Annotated in this window: 22 protein-coding genes and 1 other annotated feature; of the genes, 12 read left to right on the top strand and 10 right to left on the bottom strand. The window is 52.8% G+C overall.

All coding sequences use genetic code 11. The features are described 5' to 3' along the window. The first annotated feature begins 84 nt into the window (after window positions 1-84). Window positions 85-1,068, top strand: a complete 984-nt coding sequence (gene wzzB, locus AC3G3F_RS22025) for an LPS O-antigen chain length determinant protein WzzB (RefSeq protein ID WP_023245866.1) — start codon at window positions 85-87, stop codon at window positions 1,066-1,068. 95 nt (window positions 1,069-1,163) lie between these two features. Here the strand turns inward: wzzB and hisIE are convergent, their stop codons facing one another. The 9 genes from hisIE to hisL all read right to left on the bottom strand — a co-directional run bounded on the left by hisIE (window position 1,164) and on the right by hisL (window position 8,496). Next, complete coding sequence (hisIE, locus tag AC3G3F_RS22020; protein ID WP_023245865.1) at window positions 1,164-1,775, bottom strand: bifunctional phosphoribosyl-AMP cyclohydrolase/phosphoribosyl-ATP diphosphatase HisIE; 612 nt, start codon at window positions 1,773-1,775, stop codon at window positions 1,164-1,166. Further along, window positions 1,769-2,545 carry an imidazole glycerol phosphate synthase subunit HisF gene (gene hisF, locus AC3G3F_RS22015; RefSeq protein ID WP_023245864.1) on the bottom strand — a complete coding sequence of 259 codons (777 nt, stop codon included), beginning with the start codon at window positions 2,543-2,545 and terminating at the stop codon, window positions 1,769-1,771. The genes hisIE and hisF overlap by 7 nt, the downstream gene beginning before the upstream one ends. Further along, window positions 2,527-3,264 carry a 1-(5-phosphoribosyl)-5-[(5-phosphoribosylamino)methylideneamino]imidazole-4-carboxamide isomerase gene (gene hisA, locus AC3G3F_RS22010; protein WP_023245863.1) on the bottom strand — a complete coding sequence of 246 codons (738 nt, stop codon included), beginning with the start codon at window positions 3,262-3,264 and terminating at the stop codon, window positions 2,527-2,529. Before hisA ends, hisF begins: the two co-directional genes overlap by 19 nt. Then, complete coding sequence (hisH, locus tag AC3G3F_RS22005; protein WP_023245862.1) at window positions 3,264-3,854, bottom strand: imidazole glycerol phosphate synthase subunit HisH; 591 nt, start codon at window positions 3,852-3,854, stop codon at window positions 3,264-3,266. The genes hisA and hisH overlap by 1 nt, the downstream gene beginning before the upstream one ends. Beyond that, a complete protein-coding gene (gene hisB / locus AC3G3F_RS22000) occupies window positions 3,854-4,921 on the bottom strand; it encodes a bifunctional histidinol-phosphatase/imidazoleglycerol-phosphate dehydratase HisB (protein ID WP_023245861.1) in 1,068 nt (355 codons plus the stop codon). The genes hisH and hisB overlap by 1 nt, the downstream gene beginning before the upstream one ends. Next, a complete protein-coding gene (hisC, locus tag AC3G3F_RS21995; RefSeq protein WP_053528885.1) occupies window positions 4,918-5,997 on the bottom strand; it encodes a histidinol-phosphate transaminase in 1,080 nt (359 codons plus the stop codon). The genes hisB and hisC overlap by 4 nt, the downstream gene beginning before the upstream one ends. Beyond that, entirely contained in the window at window positions 5,994-7,298 is a 1,305-nt protein-coding gene (gene hisD / locus AC3G3F_RS21990; protein ID WP_053528886.1) for a histidinol dehydrogenase, read from the bottom strand. The genes hisC and hisD overlap by 4 nt, the downstream gene beginning before the upstream one ends. A gap of 102 nt (window positions 7,299-7,400) precedes the next feature. After that, complete coding sequence (gene hisG, locus AC3G3F_RS21985) at window positions 7,401-8,300, bottom strand: ATP phosphoribosyltransferase (protein WP_000886600.1); 900 nt, start codon at window positions 8,298-8,300, stop codon at window positions 7,401-7,403. Window positions 8,301-8,346: 46 nt separating this feature from the next. Continuing rightward, window positions 8,347-8,470, bottom strand: a sequence feature (His leader region). Further along, window positions 8,446-8,496: a his operon leader peptide gene (gene hisL, locus AC3G3F_RS21980; RefSeq protein ID WP_001364200.1), complete on the bottom strand. Its 51-nt coding sequence runs from the start codon at window positions 8,494-8,496 to the stop codon at window positions 8,446-8,448. It overlaps the preceding feature by 25 nt. 162 nt (window positions 8,497-8,658) lie before the next feature. Here hisL and AC3G3F_RS21975 point away from each other — a divergent pair, with 162 nt between their 5' ends. The 4 genes from AC3G3F_RS21975 (at window position 8,659) to plaP (ending at window position 12,087) form a co-directional block, all read left to right on the top strand. Further along, on the top strand, window positions 8,659-9,483 hold the full coding sequence (locus AC3G3F_RS21975) for an SDR family oxidoreductase (protein ID WP_053510325.1): 825 nt from the start codon (window positions 8,659-8,661) through the stop codon (window positions 9,481-9,483). Window positions 9,484-9,528: 45 nt separating this feature from the next. Further along, window positions 9,529-10,443: a LysR family transcriptional regulator gene (locus AC3G3F_RS21970; RefSeq protein WP_023245857.1), complete on the top strand. Its 915-nt coding sequence runs from the start codon at window positions 9,529-9,531 to the stop codon at window positions 10,441-10,443. Between the two features lie 233 nt (window positions 10,444-10,676). After that, entirely contained in the window at window positions 10,677-10,739 is a 63-nt protein-coding gene (gene yoeI, locus AC3G3F_RS21965; protein WP_096335044.1) for a membrane protein YoeI, read from the top strand. Further along, the gene (gene plaP / locus AC3G3F_RS21960) at window positions 10,729-12,087 is read left to right on the top strand and encodes a putrescine/proton symporter PlaP (RefSeq protein WP_023245856.1); all 1,359 of its coding nucleotides are present in this window, start codon (window positions 10,729-10,731) and stop codon (window positions 12,085-12,087) included. The genes yoeI and plaP overlap by 11 nt, the downstream gene beginning before the upstream one ends. Before the next feature lie 139 nt (window positions 12,088-12,226). Here the strand turns inward: plaP and sbcB are convergent, their stop codons facing one another. Further along, window positions 12,227-13,651 carry an exodeoxyribonuclease I gene (gene sbcB, locus AC3G3F_RS21955; RefSeq protein ID WP_023245855.1) on the bottom strand — a complete coding sequence of 475 codons (1,425 nt, stop codon included), beginning with the start codon at window positions 13,649-13,651 and terminating at the stop codon, window positions 12,227-12,229. Window positions 13,652-14,052: 401 nt separating this feature from the next. Between sbcB and phsA the strand changes: the two genes are divergently transcribed. From phsA to AC3G3F_RS21920, 7 genes are all read left to right on the top strand, one after another. Next, on the top strand, window positions 14,053-16,329 hold the full coding sequence (gene phsA / locus AC3G3F_RS21950; RefSeq protein ID WP_079836491.1) for a thiosulfate reductase PhsA: 2,277 nt from the start codon (window positions 14,053-14,055) through the stop codon (window positions 16,327-16,329). A 14-nt stretch (window positions 16,330-16,343) separates the two neighbouring features. Further along, the gene (phsB, locus tag AC3G3F_RS21945; protein WP_053528888.1) at window positions 16,344-16,922 is read left to right on the top strand and encodes a thiosulfate reductase electron transport protein PhsB; all 579 of its coding nucleotides are present in this window, start codon (window positions 16,344-16,346) and stop codon (window positions 16,920-16,922) included. Then, window positions 16,919-17,683 (top strand): thiosulfate reductase cytochrome B subunit, encoded by a 765-nt coding sequence (gene phsC / locus AC3G3F_RS21940; RefSeq protein WP_023245852.1) that lies wholly within the window; start codon window positions 16,919-16,921, stop codon window positions 17,681-17,683. Before phsB ends, phsC begins: the two co-directional genes overlap by 4 nt. A gap of 123 nt (window positions 17,684-17,806) precedes the next feature. Beyond that, a complete protein-coding gene (gene dacD / locus AC3G3F_RS21935) occupies window positions 17,807-18,979 on the top strand; it encodes a serine-type D-Ala-D-Ala carboxypeptidase DacD (protein WP_053510317.1) in 1,173 nt (390 codons plus the stop codon). A 144-nt stretch (window positions 18,980-19,123) separates the two neighbouring features. Next, a complete protein-coding gene (sbmC, locus tag AC3G3F_RS21930) occupies window positions 19,124-19,591 on the top strand; it encodes a DNA gyrase inhibitor SbmC (protein ID WP_044135986.1) in 468 nt (155 codons plus the stop codon). Between the two features lie 118 nt (window positions 19,592-19,709). After that, a complete protein-coding gene (locus AC3G3F_RS21925) occupies window positions 19,710-20,768 on the top strand; it encodes an FUSC family protein (protein WP_023245849.1) in 1,059 nt (352 codons plus the stop codon). A gap of 244 nt (window positions 20,769-21,012) precedes the next feature. Further along, a complete protein-coding gene (locus AC3G3F_RS21920) occupies window positions 21,013-21,348 on the top strand; it encodes a DUF496 family protein (protein ID WP_000450405.1) in 336 nt (111 codons plus the stop codon). Window positions 21,349-21,380: the final 32 nt, after the last annotated feature.

Raw genomic sequence — 21,380 nt, 5'->3', positions numbered from 1 at the left:
CTGTTTTTATCATTAATCCTATAGCATATATTTGCTTTACGACTAAACTGTTCCCAGCTTCATCCTTTTTTAGTTAGGGTATCTATGACAGTGGATAGTAATACGTCTTCCGGGCGTGGGAACGATCCGGAACAGATTGATTTGATTGATTTATTGCTACAGTTATGGCGTGGGAAGATGACCATTATTGTAGCTGTTATTATCGCCATTTTACTGGCTGTAGGCTATCTGATGATAGCCAAAGAAAAATGGACATCTACGGCGATTATTACTCAACCCGATGCCGCGCAGGTTGCCACCTATACCAATGCGTTAAATGTCTTGTATGGTGGAAATGCGCCTAAAATTTCTGAAGTCCAGTCCGGTTTTATTAGCCGCTTTAGCGCTGCGTTTTCCGCATTGGCGGAAGCGCTGGATAATCAGAAAGAACCGGAAAAGCTCACCATTGAACAGTCGGTAAAAGGGCAAGCGCTGCCGCTCTCGGTTACTTATGTGAGTACTACCGCTGAAGGGGCGCAGCGTCGACTGGCGGAATATATCCAACAGGTGGATGAAGAGGTCGCTAAGGAACTGGAAGTTGACCTGGAAGATAACATTACGCTACAAACCAAAACGTTGCAGGAGTCCCTTGAGACACAGGAAGTTGTGGCGCAGGATCAAAAAGATCTGCGCATAAAGCAAATCGAAGAAGCGTTGCGCTATGCGGATGAGGCCAAAATCACGCAGCCGCAGATTCAACAAACCCAGGATGTCACCCAGGACACTATGTTCCTGCTGGGGAGCGATGCGCTAAAATCGATGATACAGAACGAAGCGACGCGTCCACTGGTCTTTTCTCCGGCCTATTACCAGACGAAGCAGACACTGCTGGATATTAAAAATCTAAAAGTGACTGCCGATACGGTGCACGTCTATCGTTATGTGATGAAGCCGACGTTACCGGTTCGTCGCGATAGCCCGAAAAAGGCCATTACCCTCGTGCTGGCTGTGCTGCTGGGCGGGATGATCGGCGCCGGGATTGTGCTGGGACGCAATGCGCTACGTAGCTATAAGCCAAAAGCCTTATAGGCGTCTTTGCCGGATGGCGGCATAAGTGCCTTATCCATTCTGCGGAACGCAATATTCTTCAGCAAAAAACCGGGCGTTGCCCGGTTTTTTTACGCTTATTGATGGCGCTTACGGAGGTTGTCAATCACGGTGGTGAGGTTGAGATCTTGATCCTGCAACAGCACCAGCAGATGGTACATCAAATCAGACGCTTCATTGGTCAGCTCAACGCGATCGTTAACGGTTGCTGCCAGCGCGGTTTCTACACCTTCTTCGCCAACCTTTTGCGCAATACGCTTGGTACCGCTGGCGTATAGTTTCGCCGTGTAAGAACTGGCTGGATCGGCGGTTTTGCGCTCTGCCAGCAGTTGTTCCAGTTGATACAGGAATAACCACTGATGGCTGGCGTCGCCAAAGCAGCTACTGGTACCTTTGTGGCAGGTCGGCCCGACAGGGTTTGCCAACACCAGCAGTGTGTCGTTGTCGCAATCCGGCGCAATGCTGACGACATTCAACACATGGCCCGAGGTTTCGCCTTTGGTCCATAAACGCTGTTTCGTGCGTGAGAAGAAAGTGACGTGGCCGGACTCAATGGTCTTGTCCAGCGCTTGTGGGTTCATATAACCCAGCATTAATACTTCGCCGGATACCGCATGTTGCACGATGGCTGGCATCAGGCCATTGGTTTTTCCCCAGTCCAGGTCGCGGCGTTGTTGCTCTGTTAACATATCCTGATCTCCACGCCCTGGCCTGCCAGGTACGCTTTTAATTCGCCAATATTGATGATTTGCTTGTGAAAAACGGAGGCGGCAAGCGCGCCGTCGACATCGGCATCACGGAACGCCTCAAGAAAGTGTTCCATCGTGCCCGCGCCGCCGGAGGCGATCAGCGGCACGCGGCAAACGCCACGGACTTTTTTCAACTGCGTCAGATCGTAACCGTTACGCACGCCATCCTGGTTCATCATATTCAGGACAATTTCTCCTGCGCCACGCTGTTGTACCTCTTGCACCCAGTCCAGCGTCTCCCACTGCGTCACGCGGGTACGGTTCTCATCGCCAGTATACTGGTTAACATGATATTTCCCCGTGGCGTCGTCAAACCAGGTATCAATTCCAACGACAATGCACTGTACGCCAAAGCGCTCAGCCAGACGGGTAATCAGCGTTGGGTCAGCCAACGCCGGGGAGTTGACAGAGATCTTATCCGCTCCGAAAGAGAGAATTTTAGCGGCGTCGTCAATTGACCGAATACCGCCCGCTACGCAAAACGGAATGTCGATCACCTCGGCGACACGCGCCACCCAGCTTTTATCCACTACGCGGCCATCGCTGGAGGCGGTAATATCATAGAACACCAGTTCGTCCGCGCCTTCGTCGGCATAGCGTTTGGCCAGCGGAACGATATCGCCAATGATCTCATGGTTGCGAAACTGTACACCTTTTACCACCTGACCATCACGAACGTCCAGACACGGAATTATACGTTTTGCCAGCATTGGATGGCCTCCTTAACGGTAAATTTCCCTTCCAGCAGCGCGCGTCCGACAATCACGCCGCGTACGCCGGTGCCGCGCAGGGCGGCAATATCATCGATATCGCCAATACCGCCGGAGGATTGAAAGGCGATCTGCGGATATCTGGCGCATACCTCTTCGTACAGCGAAACATTAGAGCCTGCCAGCGTGCCGTCGCGCGAAATATCGGTACACAGCACATGTTTCAGGCCGACGGGGAGATAAGTTTCCACCAGTTGCTCCAGCGAGACGCCGGAATTTTCCTGCCAGCCGCTAACCGCTACCTGCTTGTTGCCGTGTTCGTCTATGCGAACGTCCAGCGCCAGTACCAGCGCCTGCGCGCCGAAACGTTCAAACCAGCCTTTCACCACATCAGGGGATTTTACTGCCGTTGAACCCACGACCACACGGGCAACGCCAGCCTTCAGTAATGCCGCAACGTCTTCTTCGGTACGCACGCCGCCGCCGACCTGTACGGGAATATTTACACCCGTGACCAGCGTTTTGATCAGCGATATCTGTCGTTTAGCCGGATCTTTAGCACCGGTGAGATCGACCAGATGCAGCACCTCGGCGCCCTGGGCGGCGTAATCCTGCAAACGGGGCAGGGGATTGTTACCGTAATCCCGCTGCCGGGCATAGTCGCCCTGATGGAGACGCACCACGACGCCGTCGATTAAATCTAATGCCGGAATAATCATTACATCTCCAGGAAGTTTTTCAGCAACTGCGCGCCCGCCGCGCCCGAACGTTCCGGGTGGAACTGTACGCCGAAGAAATTGTCTTTCTGTACTGCGGCGGTGAACGGCTCGCCGTAATTACACTGGGCGATAGTCCACGGATTGACCGGCATCGCATAGCTGTGAACAAAGTAAAAATAGGTGCCATCTTCAATGCCCTGAAACAGCCGATTGCCCGCCTGCGGATACACGCGATTCCAGCCCATGTGCGGCAGCGGCAGGCCAAAATCGGTCATTTTCGGCACATCTTGTTCGATGATGTTCAGCAGATCCACGCCGCGCGTCTCTTCGCTGCGACGCCCCAGCAGTTGCATACCCAGGCAGATACCCAGTACCGGCTGAGTACACGCTTTAATTAAGTCGATGAGTTCACGTTCGCGTAGTTGATCCATAGCGGCTTGCGCCGTGCCGACGCCCGGTAGCAAGAGTTTGTCAGCACGTAGCACCACTTCCGGTTCGCGACTGACCACTGGGGGGTAACCGTGGCGTGCCACGGCGGATTTTACCGAGCTTAAATTGGCGCAGCCGGTGTCAAGGATGACGACGTTCATCACAGCACTCCTTTCGAGGACGGCAATGTATCGCCCTCCACGCGAATAGCCTGACGTAGTGTACGACCAAAGGCTTTAAACAAACTTTCAACGCGGTGGTGATCGTTCTTACCCTTAGTCTTGAGATGCAGAGTGATGCCCATCGTGTAAGAGAGCGAGCGGAAAAAGTGTTCAATCATCTCTGTACTCAAATCGCCCACACGCTGGTAGGTAAATTCAGCTTTATATTCCAGATGTGGACGACCGGAAATATCCAGCGCGCAGCGTGCCAGGCATTCATCCATCGGCAGTACAAAGCCAAAACGGCAGATACCACGTTTGTCGCCGAGCGCCAGTTTTAACGCCTCGCCGAGCGCCAGCCCGGTATCTTCTACCGTGTGATGATCGTCGATATAGAGATCGCCCTTAACGGTAATCTCCATGCGAAAGCCGCCGTGGGTGGCGATTTGATCGAGCATATGATCAAAGAAGCCGACGCCGGTATTAATCTTGCTGTTGCCTTCGCGATCCAGCCAGACGCTGACATCAATTTGTGTCTCTTTGGTGTTGCGGACCACATGCGCATAACGATCGCGTTTCGTTAGCTGTTCGCCAATCATCGTCCAGTTCAGAGTTTCACGGTGATAGCGTAAACCAGTAATGCCCATGTTCTCAGCGAGCTGGATATCGGTCGCACGATCGCCAATCACATAGCTGTTGGCGCTATCCATCGCTTGTTCCGCAAGATAGCGCTCCACCAGCTTCACTTTAGGCTTGCGGCAGTCGCAATCGTCTGCGGGCAGGTGAGGGCAGATAAGCACGTCATCAAAGCGTATGCCCTGAGAGGTGAAAATCTGCATCATCAGGTTGTGCGGTCCGTCGAAGTCCGCCTGCGGGAAGCTTTGCGTGCCAAGTCCATCCTGGTTAGTGATCATCACCAGCTTAAAACCGGCTTTTTGCAGCTTCAGCAATACGGGAATTACCTCTGGCTCAAAGGCCAGTTTATCAAAGTGGTCTACCTGAAAATCGCTCGGCGGTTCGGAAATCAAGGTTCCGTCCCGGTCGATGAAAAGATACTTCTGACTCATACTGGCTCCGCACGTAAGGCGTCAATGACGCGCTGGTTTTCCTGGCGGGTGCCGACCGTAATCCGCAGGCAGCCGCTTAAAGAAGGTTGTTTATTCTGATCGCGTAAGATAATGCCCTGATCCCATAATGATTTAAATACGCTGCTGGAGGCGGTAAACCGCGCCAGAATATAGTTGGTTTCTGAGTCAAAGACGTGTTCTACGCAGGCGGTCTGTTGCAGAGCATTCACCAGATACTGACGCTCCTGCACTGTCTGCGCCACGCGCTCGCGCATTGCGTTTATTCCCTGCGGACTCAGCGCCTGGGCGGCGATATCCGCCACTGGCGTAGAAAGCGGATAAGGGGCTATTACTTTTAACAGCAGGTTGATCACCTCTTCATTGGCCAGCGTAAAGCCGCAGCGTAGACCCGCCAGCGCAAAAGCTTTCGACAATGTGCGCAGGATAACCAGATGAGGATATTCAACCAGCCAGCTTGCCAGCGTGGCCTGCGGGCAAAACTCAATATAAGCTTCGTCGGCGACGACTATCGCTTTACCACGTGTCAACTCCAGCAGCGTGCGCAGATCCTGCGGGTTGATAAGTTGCCCGGTGGGGTTATTGGGGCTACAAACGAACACCACTTTTGCGCCGTCAAGGTTGTCAGAAATCCCCTGTAGATCCAACTGCCAGTTTTCAAGCGCGGAAACCGTCCGGCGCTCTACGCCAATGGTTTCCGCGCTGACGCTGTACATACCGTAAGTGGGCGGGCAGTAGAGAATGGCGTCTTTCCCTGGTTCGCAGAAGGCGCGGATCACCAGTTCGATCCCTTCATCCGCGCCGCGGCTGACCAGCACTTGCTCCGGCTTTACGCCAGCATATTGCGCGTAGTTTTCAATCACGGCCTTTGGCTGGCATTCCGGGTAGCGGTTAAGCGCTTGTTGGGTGAGCTGAAATTCCACCGCTGTCGGGAATTCATTCGCGTTCAGCCAGACATCGCCGTTACCGCCCAGACGGCGGGCGGACTGATACGGTACCAGGTTGCGGACATTTTCACGGGCTAAGTCAGCGACGCTGAGAGTGTTTTCAGTGCTCATGCTTGCTCCTTGAGGGCGTTTACGCGCAGGGTAACGGCATTCTTATGGGCGGTCAGGCGTTCTGCCGCCGCCAATGTTTCAATGGTTGATGCCAGAGCGGAAAAGCCCGCTTTCGACAGTTCCTGCACGGTCATTCGTTTCTGGAAGTCCGCTAACCCAAGACTGGAACAGGTAGCAGTATAGCCATAGGTTGGTAAAACATGGTTGGTTCCGGAAGCGTAATCACCGGCGGATTCCGGTGACCAGTCGCCGAGAAATACCGAGCCTGCGCTGGTTATCGCATCCACTAAATCGCGCGCATTGCGCGTCTGAATGATTAAGTGTTCCGGTCCATACTGATTAGAGATGGCGACGCACTGCGCTAAATCTTTGGTCACAATCAGACGACTGGCGCTCAGGGCCTGACGGGCGGTCTCTGCGCGCGGCAGTTCAGCCAGTTGACGTTCCACCGCCTCCGCTACCTTGCGGGCGATGTCAGCATCTGGCGTCAGCAGGATCACCTGGGAATCCGGGCCGTGTTCTGCCTGCGAGAGCAAGTCAGAAGCGACGAAGTCCGGCGTTGCGCCACTGTCGGCGATGACCAGCACTTCAGACGGCCCGGCTGGCATATCAATAGCCGCGCCGTCGAGACGCTGACTGACCTGACGCTTGGCTTCAGTTACAAAAGCATTGCCGGGGCCAAAAATTTTATCCACTTTCGGTACGGATTCGCTGCCGAAGGCCAGAGCGGCAATCGCCTGTGCGCCGCCGACGTTAAAGATTTCCTGCACGCCACATAGCTGTGCCGCATAGAGGATTTCATCAGCGATGGGCGGCGGCGAGCACAGAACCACGTTCTGACATCCCGCAATGCGCGCCGGCGTTGCCAGCATCAGCACCGTTGAGAAGAGCGGAGCCGAGCCGCCGGGAATATACAGACCAACAGACGCAACGGGACGGGTAACTTGCTGGCAACGCACGCCTGGCTGGGTTTCTACATCTACTGGCGGTAGCGTCTGCGCGGAATGGAACGTTTCAATATTTTTGACGGCGGCGGCCATCGCCTGTTTTAATTCGTCGCTCAGACGCGCGCCGGCGGCGGCGATCTCTTCAGTGGTGACGCGTAGCGCTGTCACTTCGGTTTTATCAAATTTAGCGCTGTATTCACGCAGGGCGTCGTCACCGCGCGTTTTTACATTATCCAGAATATCGCTGACCGTCCGGGTAATACTGTCAGAGGCGGAAATCGCCGGACGCGTCAGCAGCGCACGCTGCTGTTCAGGGCTACAACTATTCCAGTCAATCAGGGTATTGAAGCTCATGGTCTTAACTCCATCACAGGGTTCCGCCTTATCCGGTATACAGAACCCAAAATATCAACGCATTACGTAGGTCTGATAAGCGTAGCGCCATCAGGCTTTAGATCACTCCATCATCTTCTCGATCGGCAGTACCAGAATCGAGCTGGCGCCAAGCGCTTTCAGTTTCTCCATGGTTTCCCAGAACAGAGTTTCGCTGCTGACCATATGCATCGCCACGCGCTGTTGCTCGCCCGCCAGCGGCAGAATCGTTGGCCTTTCGGCGCCTGGCAGCAGGGCGATAACCTCTTCCAGGCGTTCGCTTGGCGCGTGCATCATGATGTATTTCGATTCGCGCGCCTGAATCACGCCCTGAATACGGGTCAGCAATTTATCGATCAGCTGTTGTTTGCTCTGTGCCATTTCACCGTCGCGCTGAATCAGACAGGCTTTAGAGCGGTAGATAACTTCGACTTCACGCAGGCCGTTAGCTTCAAGCGTCGCGCCGGTAGAGACCAAATCGCAGATAGCGTCGGCCAGCCCCGCGCGCGGCGCGACTTCGACAGAGCCATTTAACAGACACGATTTAAAAGAGACGCCTTTCTGGTCGAGGTAACGTTTGAGGAGGTGCGGATAAGAGGTAGCGATACGTTTACCGTCCAGCGCCGCCGGGCCGTCCCAGGCTTCGTCAACTGGCGTCGCCAGCGATAAACGGCAGCCGCCGAAGTCAAGACGGCGCAGGGTAAAATAGCGCGGATCTTCGCCCTGCGCGCGGCGGTTGAGTAGCTCTTCTTCCAGCACGTTTTCGCCGATAATGCCGAGATCGACCACGCCATCCATCACCAGACCCGGAATGTCATCATCACGCACGCGCAGGATATCAATCGGCATGTTTTCCGCCATCGCAATCAGACGCTGAGTGTGTAAATTAATTTTTATGCCGCAGCGGGCCAGCAATTCCCGTGAATCATCGCTTAAACGGCCTGATTTCTGAATAGCTATGCGTAAGCGGGTGTTGTCTAACATTCTGTGTTCCTCTTTATCCTGTCTGAACCGGTCTGTATCGCGCGCCAAAAAAAAGCCCCCGGAAGATGATCTTCCGGGGGCTTTCTCATGCGTTCATGCACCACTGGAAGATCTGAATGTCTTCCAGCACACATCGCCTGAAAGACTAGTCAGGATGATGGTGGTGATGGTGGTGTTTAAATTGAACGCGTGTCATAAAAATTCCGATGAATGCTTATTCATTTGATACCTTTTAACCTAAACCACTTTTACGCCTTAAAGCAAGCGCTTTTTTCATTTCGCATTTATAGTATGAATTGTCAGTCACGGCGGGCTGGCGTAGCCTTATGTATAAGGCGTTAAAGTCAGGAGAAAATGGATGAAAAAGGTCGCAATTGTCGGTTTAGGTTGGTTAGGCATGCCGCTGGCAATGTCGCTGGCAGCGAGAGGCTGGCAGGTTACCGGCAGCAAAACCACCCTTGACGGGGTGGAGGCGGCCCGTATGAGTGGAATTGAAAGCTATCCGCTGCGTCTGGAGCCGGAGCTGGTCTGTGAAGCAGACGATCTTGACGCTCTGTTGGACGTCGATGCGCTGGTGATAACACTGCCCGCGCGCCGTAGCGGTCCGGGAGATGAGTTTTATCTGCAGGCGATGCAGGAGCTGGTCGACAGCGCGCTGGCTTATCGTATCCCGCGTATTATTTTTACCAGTTCGACGTCTGTTTACGGCGATGCGCAAGGCGTAGTGAAAGAGACTACGCCGCGTAATCCGGTCACGGCCAGTGGGCGTACGCTGAAGGAACTGGAAGACTGGCTGCACAATCTGCCTGGCACGTCAGTGGATATTCTGCGGCTGGCGGGGTTGGTCGGCCCGGGACGCCATCCTGGACGTTTCTTTGCCGGAAAAACCGCGCCGGATGGTCAACACGGGGTCAATCTGGTGCATCTTGAAGACGTGGTTGGCGCCATTACCCTCTTGCTACAGGCGCCGAAAGGGGGGCACATCTATAATATATGTGCGCCGGCGCATCCGGCCCGCAACGTGTTCTATCCGCAAATGGCGCGCTTGCTGGGAATGGAACCGCCGCATTTTCGTGACGCGCCGGACAACGGCAAAGGGAAGATTATCGACGGTAGCCGGATTTGTAATGAGCTTGGATTTGAATATCAATATCCCGATCCGCTGGTGATGCCGATGGAATGAGTCGCTGTCCAGCAGGTGGCCGCCATATAGCGCAAGGGGACGAGTATGAAACCACTGCTGGACGTTCTGATTATTCTTGATGCGTTAGAAAAAGAGGGCAGCTTCGCGGCGGCGTCGGCAAAATTATTTAAAACGCCGTCCGCCCTCAGTTATACCGTTCATAAGCTGGAAAACGATCTTAATATCCAACTGCTCGACCGTAGCGGATATCGCGCGCGATTTACGCGAACCGGTAAAATGCTACTGGAAAAAGGCCGTGAAGTGCTGCATACCGTTCGCGAGCTGGAAAAGCAGGCGATTAAACTGCATGAAGGCTGGGAGAACGAACTGGTCATCGGTGTGGATGATACCTTTCCCTTTTCTCTTCTGGCCCCGCTTATCGAGGCTTTTTATCAACGCCACAGCGTGACGCGCCTTAAATTTGTTAATGGCGTTCTCGGCGGCTCATGGGAGACGCTGACGCAGGGAAGGGCGGATATCATCGTTGGCGCCATGCGCGCGCCGCCGCCTGACACCGGCTTTGGCTTTGCAAGACTGGGCGATCTTGAACTGGTGTTTGCTGTCGCCCCTCATCATCCTCTGGTTCATGAAGAGGAACCGCTTAGCCGCCAGACGATCAAACGCTTTCGTGCGATTGTGGTTGGCGATAGCGCCCATTCATCCCGATCAATAGGGTCTGAACTGCTCGACGCTCAGGAAGCGATTACAGTGTTTGATTTTAAAACCAAGCTGGAGCTGCAAATTAGCGGCCTGGGATGCGGCTATTTACCGCGTTATCTGGCGCAGCGATTTTTGGAAAGCGGCGCGCTTATAGAGAAGAAAGTTGTGGCGCAAATTGTCTATGAACCGGTGTGGATTGGCTGGAATGAACAGACCGCCGGGCTGGCCAGCGGCTGGTGGCGGGATGAGATTTTAGCAAATAATGCTATTGCTGGGGTGTATGCAAAATCGCCAGTTTAAAAATCAATCGCTTATGAAAAATAATTTTTTGAACGCGCTCTCATTCTCTTGTCATTTCACTTCAGTTTAGGGCAGAATACGCCGCTTGCAAAAAATGACACTAACCGACGTTTTAATACGCGTCGGTTATTTTTTTGCTTCAAACACATCATTCAATACCAAGAGGCCGGGCTTCGTACCGGATAGATACTTACTTAAAAATCGACAGTTGTTGTCGCTGAGGAATCCAGAAAATGGGGCAATTTTTTGCTTACGCGACGGCATTCGCCGTAAAGGAGAATGACCATGTCGCATAACGTTACTCCAAACACCTCTCGCGTGGAATTACGTAAAACGCTTACGTTAGTTCCGGTTGTAATGATGGGTCTTGCCTATATGCAGCCGATGACGCTGTTCGATACATTTGGTATCGTTTCAGGCCTCACTGACGGTCACGTACCGACGGCGTATGCATTCGCGTTAATCGCGATTCTGTTTACGGCGTTGAGCTACGGGAAACTGGTACGTCGCTACCCTTCCGCGGGTTCGGCGTACACCTATGCCCAGAAATCTATCAGCCCGACCGTTGGCTTTATGGTGGGGTGGTCTTCTCTGCTCGATTATCTGTTCGCGCCGATGATCAACATTCTGTTGGCGAAAATTTATTTTGAAGCTCTGGTGCCCTCCATTCCGTCATGGGTGTTTGTCGTGGCGCTGGTGGCCTTTATGACGGCCTTTAACCTGCGCAGCCTCAAATCGGTCGCTAACTTCAACACCGTGATTGTGGTGCTACAGGTGGTGCTGATTGCGGTCATTCTGGGCATGGTGGTTTATGGCGTATTTGAAGGCGAAGGCGCCGGTACGCTGACGAGCACCCGTCCGTTCTGGTCCGGCGATGCGCACGTTATTCCGATGATTACGGGAGCGACGATCCTGTGCTTCTCCTTTACCGGCTTTGACGGCATCAGTAACCTGTCGGAAGAGACCAAAGATGCTGAACGCGTGATCCCGCGTGCGATTTTCCTGACCGCACTGATTGGCGGCCTGATCTTCATTTTTGCGACCTATTTCCTGCAATTGTACTTCCCGGATATCTCTCGCTTTAAAGATCCGGATGCGTCTCAGCCGGAAATCATGCTGTACGTGGCGGGTAAAACCTTCCAGGTGGGGGCGCTGATCTTCTCTACTATCACCGTACTGGCTTCCGGTATGGCGGCGCACGCAGGCGTAGCGCGCCTGATGTACGTGATGGGACGTGACGGCGTATTCCCGAAAAGCTTCTTTGGTTATGTTCACCCGAAATGGCGTACGCCAGCGATGAACATCATTCTGGTCGGGGCGATCGCGCTGCTGGCGATTAATTTTGACCTGGTGATGGCGACAGCGCTGATTAACTTTGGCGCGTTGGTCGCGTTTACCTTCGTTAACCTGTCCGTAATTTCGCAGTTCTGGATCCGTGAGAAGCGTAATAAAACATTGAAAGATCACTTCCAGTATCTGTTCCTGCCGATGTGCGGCGCGCTGACGGTTGGCGCGTTGTGGGTTAACCTGGAAGAGAGCTCAATGGTACTGGGCCTGATCTGGGCGGGTATCGGGCTGATTTATCTGGCGTGCGTAACCAAAAGCTTCCGCAACCCGGTTCCACAGTACGAAGACGTCGCGTAATCGCGCGTATTATCGACAATAGCAAAACCGGAGGCACTGCCTCCGGTTTTTTCTCTGTCATCCAGCACGTTTGCCGGATGGTGGCGTAAACGCTGGCCCTGTAGGCCTGATAAGCGCAGCGCCATCAGGCATTGGTCAATTACACAATCTCAGTTGCATACTGCCACAGTGATTTCAGTAACCCCAGCTTCGTTTTATCTTCCGCATACTGCTGAGAAAGCATCTGCAATTCGTTGGCATACTGTTGTAAAAACTCCGGCGTCAGCACCTGACGGCGATGCGCCAGCCAGCGCTGCTGCTCTGCGTCATCCAGCGTACCGGGAAAATTGCGCGCGCGGTAATTAAACAGTAGCTTCTCAATGCGCTTATCGACAAAGGTAATATCCAGCGCGGGCAGGTTACGTGGTTCGGTTTCGAGTACGATTTTCATGGCTGCGCGATCGGCATCGCTGAAAAAACCATCATAGAGCTGGGCATCAACATTATCCGAGGCGGCAAAAGGTTCGGCTTCGGCGAAAATAGCCACCACTTTGTCGCGGACCTGCGGGTTTTCACGCAGCACTTTCAGGTTATCCAGGCAGTGCTGGCGATGAATTCCCAGCCGGTCGGCATCCTCCGGGCGCAAGGTATTCGCCGGTGCCAGTACCGGACATTTATTGATATGCACCAGCTTTACCGGCACTGCGGCGTGATCGCCAAGATCGGCTTTGGCCGTATAAAGCCGCTCGCGAAGGGTATCGCTGTCCAGCTCAAGAAGAGGGGAAATATCGCCTGCTAAATCGACCATGATCACCGCGTTACGGTTTTCAGGATGCCACGCCAGCGGCGCGACCCAGCTTGTATTACCGCGCCACGCGCCAAACATGCCGGAGACATGCACCAGCGGCTTCATTTGCGGAACGTCAATCAGCGCCGCCAGTTTATGTTTACTGCGGTGGCTATAAAGATAATCAAACAGCCGCGGCTGGCGTGTTTTCACCCGTTGCGCCATCGCAATAGTGGCGTAGACATCCGCCATCGCATCGTGAGCGTTGCTGTGTTCGATACCGTTCGCCTGGGTTAAATGTTCCAGACGAAAGCTGGGCAGGCCGTCGTCGTTTTCCGGCCAGTTAATTCCCTCCGGGCGCAGCGCATAACAGGCGCGCATGACATCCAATAGATCCCAACGTGAATTATCATGCTGCCAGCTCCAGGCGTAGGGATCGTAAAAGTTGCGATAAAAAATATTGCGTGTGACTTCATCGTCAAAACGCACATTGTTGTAGCCTACAACGCAGGTTTTAGGAACGGTAAACAGCGCATGAATGCGTCTGGCGAAAGCGGCTTCGTTCTCTCCTTTCTCACGCGCTTCCTGCGGTGTGATGCCGGTAATCAGCACCGCGCCGGGCTGCGGCAGATAATCATCGGCGGGTTTGCAGTAAAACACCTCCGGCTCGCCAATAACGTTGAAGTCATTATCCGTACGGAGCGCAGCGAATTGCGCAGGTCTGTCGAGGGCCGGATGCGTACCGAAGGTTTCGTAATCGTGAAATAAAAAGGTAGGTTGCTGCTTATCGTCAGTCATGGGGTGATGATATCCGGTATCAATTTTAGCGCTGTAGTAAGAGTACCAAAAATCGCCATGCTAATCAGCACGGCATGTGAAGATTGCGGGAGTGTATGAAGAATGTCGTCAGTAAAAACGCCACGGGAGAATTACTGGAATTAATCGTCTTTTTTAAAATGTTATTACGTGTTATTGGAGTTGTATCATTCTTATAATTAACAGTAGGTTGTTTGATAATTCTTGTGATTATTTAATTACATTCAATGTGCGTGTTCAGAAAATATAAAATCTTTATAAAACAAAAGGTTTTATGTATTCATATGTTCATTTTAACAACTGTTTCAAATTGTGAGTAAAGCCGAAATTTCATAATACAAATTAAATATAATCTTCAGTTATATCTAATAACAGGAGGTTATATGAGCATTAGTCGTCGTTCTTTTTTGCAGGGGGTAGGCATCGGCTGCTCTGCCTGCGCGCTGGGCGCTTTTCCGCCCGGGGCGCTGGCGCGCAATCCGATTGCCGGTATTAACGGTAAAACCACGCTAACGCCAAGTTTGTGCGAAATGTGTTCTTTTCGTTGCCCTATTCAGGCGCAGGTAGTCAATAACAAGACCGTTTTTATTCAGGGCAATCCTTCTGCGCCGCAGCAGGGGACGCGCGTATGCGCCAGGGGCGGAAGCGGCGTCAGCCTGGTCAATGACCCGCAACGGATTGTGAAACCCATGAAACGCACCGGACCGCGCGGCGGCGGTGAATGGCAGGTGATTAGCTGGCAACAGGCTTACCAGGAAATCGCGACGAAAATGAATGCCATCAAAGCGCAGCATGGCCCCGAGAGCGTGGTTTTCTCTTCCAAATCGGGCTCGCTCTCCAGCCATCTTTTCCATCTGGCTACTGCCTTTGGTTCGCCTAATACCTTTACTCATGCCTCAACATGCCCTGCCGGGAAAGCCATCGCAGCAAAAGTGATGATGGGCGGCGATCTGGCGATGGATATCGCTAACACGCGCTATCTGGTTTCGTTTGGTCACAATTTGTATGAAGGCATTGAAGTTGCGGATACCCATGAATTAATGACCGCGCAGGAGAAGGGGGCCAAAATGGTTAGCTTCGATCCGCGCCTGTCGATATTTTCCAGCAAGGCGGATGAGTGGCACGCTATTCGTCCCGGCGGTGATTTAGCGGTTCTGCTGGCGATGTGCCACGTCATGATTGACGAACAGCTCTACGATACGTCTTTTGTTGAGCGTTATACCAGCGGATTTGAACAGTTAGCACAGGCGGTAAAAGAGGCGACGCCGGAATGGGCTGCCGCACAGGCCGATGTCCCTGCCGACGTCATTGTCCGGGTGACGCGTGAACTGGCCGCCTGCGCGCCTCATGCTATTGTCAGCCCTGGCCATCGCGCGACGTTCTCGCAGGAAGAGATCGATATGCGGCGTATGATTTTTACGCTTAATGTACTGCTCGGTAATATTGAGCGCGAAGGCGGGCTATATCAGAAAAAAGGCGCGTCGGTTTACAACAAACTGGCGGGGGAAAAGGTCGCGCCGACGCTGGCGAAACCCGACGTTAACAATATGCCGAAACCGACGGCGCAACGAATCGATCTGGTCGCACCACAGTTTAAATATATCGTGGCCGGTGGCGGCGTGGTGCAAAGCATTATTGATGCGGCGCTAACCCGGAAGCCTTATCCGATAAAAGCGTGGATTATGTCGCGGCATAATCCCTTCCAGACCGTCACCTGCCGTCCGGACCTGGTAAAAACGGTTGAGCAATTGGATCTGGTGGTCAGTTGCGATGTCTATTTGAGCGAGAGTGCGGCGTATGCTGACTATCTGCTGCCGGAATGCACTTATCTCGAACGGGACGAAGAGATATCGGATATGTCGGGGCTGCACCCGGCTTACGCTCTGCGCCAACAGGTCGTAGATCCGATTGGCGAGGCGCGTCCGAGTTGGCAAATCTGGAAAGAACTTGGCGAGCAGTTAGGATTAGGGCAGTACTATCCCTGGCAGGATATGCAGACGCGCCAACTCTATCAGTTGAACGGCGACCATGCCTTAGCGAAGGAACTGCGACAGACAGGGTATCTCGAATGGGGCGTTCCGCTGCTATTACGCGAACCTGAATCCGTTCGCCAGTTTACGGCGCGTTACCCCGGCGCTATCGCGACGGACAGTGACAACACCTATGGCGAACAGCTTCGCTTCAAATCGCCCTCCGGCAAAATTGAACTTTATTCCGCAACCCTGGAGGAATTGCTCCCAGGCTACGGCGTTCCGCGCGTTCGTGACTTTGCGCTTAAAAAAGAGAATGAGCTTTACTTCATTCAGGGCAAGGTGGCCGTGCATACCAATGGCGCGACGCAGTACGTACCTTTACTCAGCGAGCTAATGTGGGATAACGCGGTCTGGGTCCATCCGCAAACGGCGCAAGAAAAAGGCATTAAGACCGGCGATGAGATCTGGCTGGAAAATGCCACGGGTAAAGAGAAAGGTAAGGCGCTGGTGACGCCCGGCATCCGTCCGGACACGCTATTCGTCTATATGGGATTTGGCGCGAAAGCCGGGGCCAAAACAGCGGCGACGACACACGGCATCCACTGCGGCAATTTACTGCCGCACGTGACGAGCCCGGTATCCGGTACGGTAGTGCATACCGCAGGCGTGACGCTGAGCCGGGCATGAGGGAGGAGGGAACCATGAATCATTTAACGAATCAGTACGTCATGCTGCATGATGAAAAACGTTGTATCGGCTGCCAGGCGTGTACCGTTGCCTGCAAAGTGCTTAATGACGTACCTGAGGGATTTAGCCGCGTACAGGTACAAATTCGCGCCCCTGAACAGGCATCCGACGCACTAACCCATTTTCAATTTGTCCGTGTCTCCTGCCAGCACTGTGACAATGCGCCGTGTGTCAGCGTTTGTCCTACCGGAGCGTCATATCGTGATGAAAACGGGATCGTGCAGGTTGATAAATCGCGCTGTATTGGCTGCGATTATTGTGTTGCCGCGTGTCCTTTCCATGTGCGCTATCTGAATCCGCAAACCGGCGTCGCCGACAAGTGTAACTTCTGTGCCGATACGCGGCTGGCGGCTGGCCAGTCTCCGGCGTGCGTATCCGTTTGCCCAACGGACGCGCTGAAATTCGGCAGACTGGATGAGAGCGAGATCCAGCGCTGGGTCGGTCAGAAAGAGGTCTACCGCCAGCAGGAGGCGCGTAGCGGCGCAGTCAGTCTGTACCGTCGTAAAGAAGTCCATCAGGAGGGTAAAGCATGAATACTATCTGGGGAGCGGAACTACACTATGCACCGGATTATTGGCCGCTGTGGTTAATTTACGCAGGCGTCGTGGTGCTGCTCATGCTTGTCGGGCTGATTATCCATGCGTTATTGCGCCGGATGCTGGCGCCAAAAACGGCGGGCGGCGAAGAGCATCGTGACTATCTCTACTCGCTGGCGATTCGCCGTTGGCATTGGGGAAATGCGTTACTGTTCGTTTTGTTACTGTTAAGCGGTTTATTTGGTCATTTTTCTCTCGGCCCTGTAGCGCTAATGGTACAGGTGCATACCTGGTGTGGTTTTGCCTTACTGGCCTTCTGGGTTGGCTTTGTGCTGATCAACCTCACCACAGGTAACGGGCGTCACTATCGGGTAAATTTTTCCGGACTGGTGACGCGCTGCATACGTCAGACGCGTTTTTACCTTTTTGGCATCATGAAAGGGGAGGCGCATCCGTTTGCCGCAACAGAGCAGAATAAGTTTAATCCACTGCAACAACTGGCATATCTGGCGATTATGTACGCGCTGGTGCCGCTATTAATCATCACAGGTCTATTGTGTCTCTATCCGCAGGTTGCGGGTCTGGGCCCAGTGATGCTGGTGCTGCATATGGCGCTTGCTATCATCGGCTTACTATTTATTTGCGCACATCTCTATCTGTGTACACTAGGCGACACGCCGGGACAAATCTTCCGTAGTATGGTTGACGGCTATCACCGTCATCGTACCGCGCCGCGTGGGGATAAGCCCGCCGTCTGACCGTATTCATAAAATAAATTAAGCAAGAAAATGTGCCTTGTGTCACATTTTCTTGCAATTTATCCATGTTTGTTTAACCGAACTTCCGTAAAAAGAACGGCAAATAGAGACAATCCTGAGGACATGCTGTTGAAACGCCGTTTGTTTATTGCCGCTTCTTTATTTGCGATGCACCTTTCTCCTGCGCTTGCGGCTGATACCGTAAGTTTTGCTCCCCAACCGCCAGCCATTGATGCAGGCGCCTGGGTGTTGATGGACTACACTACGGGACAGGTTCTTACCGCCGGTAATGAACACCAGCAACGCAATCCCGCCAGCCTCACCAAGCTAATGACGGGCTACGTCGTCGATCGCGCCATCGATAGTCATCGTATCAGTCCTGACGATATCGTCACCGTTGGGCGCGACGCCTGGGCGAAGGATAATCCGGTTTTTGTCGGCTCCTCGTTGATGTTTTTAAAAGAAGGGGATCGCGTGTCGGTACGTGATTTAAGCCGTGGCTTAATTGTGGATTCCGGTAACGATGCCTGTGTGGCGCTGGCGGATTATATCGCGGGCGGGCAGCCACAGTTTGTGGCGATGATGAACAGCTATGTGAAAAAACTTAACTTACAGGATACCCATTTTGAAACCGTCCACGGACTGGATGCGCCGGGGCAACATAGTTCCGCGTATGACCTGGCCGTACTCTCCCGGGCGATTATTCACGGCGAACCTGAATTTTATCACATGTACAGCGAGAAGAGCCTGACCTGGAACGGCATCACGCAGCAGAACCGCAACGGCTTGTTGTGGGATAAGACAATGCATATCGATGGGCTTAAAACCGGACACACATCGGGGGCGGGATTTAATCTTATCGCATCGGCGGTGGACGGACAGCGTCGACTCATCGCCGTCGTGATGGGGGCGAAAAGTTCGAAAGGCCGTGAGGAACAGGCGCGAAAACTGTTGCAGTGGGGCCAGCAAAACTTTGCAACGGTGCAGATTTTGCACAGCGGCAAAAAAGTGGGCAGCGAGCGGATCTGGTACGGAGACAAAGAAAAGATTGTGCTGGGTACGGAACAGGACTTCTGGATGGCACTGCCTAAAGCGGAAATTCCGCATATCAAAGCAAAATATGTGCTGGATAGAAAAGAGCTGGAGGCGCCAATCGCCGCTCATCAACAGGTAGGTGAAATAGAGCTCTACGATCGAGATAAACTGGTCGCCCAGTGGCCGCTGGTCACTCTGGAATCGGTGGGCAAAGGCGGTATGTTCTCTCGTCTGAGCGACTATTTTCAGCATAAAGCGTAAGCCGTTGTCACACGCCATGCGCCTCAAACTCCTGCTTGCAAAGGGAGGAGTGCGAGTCTGCTCACATAATAATCACGTTATCCTTGTGGCGTTGAAAGTTAAAAATTACACTGTATATAAATACAGTGTAATGGTGGAGGCAGCATGGATTACGAAATCAGGCAGGAACAAAAACGTAAGATAGCCGGTTTCCATATGGTCGGCCCATGGGAACAAACCATAAAGCAGGGTTTTGAACAACTGATGATGTGGGTAGACGGAAATCAAATCGTCCCGATCGAATGGATAGCCGTTTACTACGATAATCCGGATGAAGTGCCTGCGGAAAAACTCCGCTGCGATACCGTTGTTTCCGTAGCGGAAAATTTTGTCCTGCCGGACAATAGCGAAGGCGCGATCGTGACTGAAATCGAAGGCGGCGAATACGCAACGGCTGTCGCACGTGTCGAAAATGACGACTTTGCGACGCCGTGGTATCAGTTTTTTGACGCGTTGCTACAGGACAACGCTTATCAGATAGCCGCTGCGCCCTGTTTTGAAACCTATCTGAATAACGGCGCCGAAGACGGGTACTGGGATATTGAAATGTATATTCCGGTACGGCGGAAGTGATCGATTTGTTTTCAACCTGAAAATAGCGGACGGATAATTTGTTCCGTCCGCCTGTGCGCTATTTTTGCTATAAAGCAGATACAATGCATTTTTTGCCATTCCCGTAAGGAGTGTAAGAGTGCGTGCCGATAAATCATTAAGCCCCTTTGAAATACGGTTGTACCGTCATTATCGCATCGTGCATGGTATACGTATTGCTCTGGCGTTCATTCTTACCTTTCTGTTGGTTCGTCTGTTTTCTATTCCCGAAGGCACATGGCCGCTTATTACTTTAGTGGTGATTATGGGGCCCATCTCGTTCTGGGGAAATGTAGTGCCTCGCGCTTTTGAGCGCATAGGCGGTACGATTCTGGGCGCTGCGTTGGGGCTGGTGGCGCTACGCCTGGAACTCTTTTCCTTGCCGCTGATGCTGGTGTGGTGTGCGGTAGCGATGTTTTTATGCGGGTGGCTGGCCTTAGGGAAAAAACCGTATCAGGCGCTATTGATAGGTATAACGCTTGCGGTTGTTGTCGGCGCTCCCGCTGGCGATATGGATACGGCATTATGGCGTGGCGGGGATGTGATTTTGGGGTCGCTACTGGCGATGTTGTTTACCGGCATCTGGCCCCAGCGCGCCTTTTTGCACTGGCGCATCCAACTGGCGCATTGCGTCACGGCGTATAATCGGGTGTATCAGGCGGCGCTGTCGCCGAATTTGCTGGAGCGCCCCCGGTTGGATAAACATTTGCAACAGTTGCTGAACGATGTCGTCAAAATGCGTGGGCTGATAACGCCCGCCAGTAAAGAAACCCGGATACAAAAATCTATTTTCGAGGCTATTCAGACCATCAACCGTAATCTGGTTTGTATGCTGGAATTACAAATCAATGCCCACTGGGCGACGCGCGCCAGTCATTTTGTGATGCTTAACGCGCACACATTGCGTGAAACCCAGCAGATGACGCAGCAAACCTTGTTAACGATCGCCCACGCGTTGTATGAAGGCAACCCGCAACCGGTACTGGCAAACACTGGTAAACTGAATGATATTGCTGCCGAGTTGCGGCAGCTAATGAACGAGCAGCAGGGCGACGCGGTGGCTGAAACCCCCATCCACGGCTATGTTTGGCTAAGTATGGAAACGGCCCGACAGTTGGAACTGCTTTCGCATTTGATCTGCCGGGCTTTGCGCAAATAAAAAGCAGATGGGGCGAATGAATTCGTTGCTGCTTCGATTCAGCAAAGATTAAGAGTATGATACTAATATAAGGATAAAATGAGTGTTACTGGCAACGATTTTATCCCCGAACGTTCAGGTTTCCCCAGGCGGCGACGTAACGGTGTTTCCTCTGGCGGCTTGAAGTATGACGGGGATAAACGTAATGTTTATCCACTAGCAGTTGCTTAACGAATCCGAATCTCACATTATCAGGGGTGTAAAAATGGAAACAACCAAGCCTTCTTTCCAGGACGTGCTGGAGTTTGTTCGTCTGTTCCGTCGCAAAAATAAACTGCAGCGTGAAATTCAGGACATTGAGAAGAAGATCCGTGACAACCAGAAGCGTGTGCTGCTGCTGGACAACCTGAGCGACTACATCAAGCCAGGTATGAGCGTTGAGGCGATTCAGGGCATCATCGCCAGTATGAAAAGCGACTATGAAGATCGCGTTGATGACTACATCATTAAAAATGCCGAAATCTCCAAAGAGCGTCGCGACATTTCCAAGAAGCTGAAAGCGATGGGCGAAATGAAACACGCCGATGTAAAAGCCGAATAATGCGCTACGGCAGTGGGAGCGTATATCAGGTT

This window comes from Salmonella sp. FC25216 (genome assembly GCF_057751355.1).
Note: the sequence above shows the minus strand (reverse complement) of the source record. Positions and strands in the feature narration are given on the sequence as shown.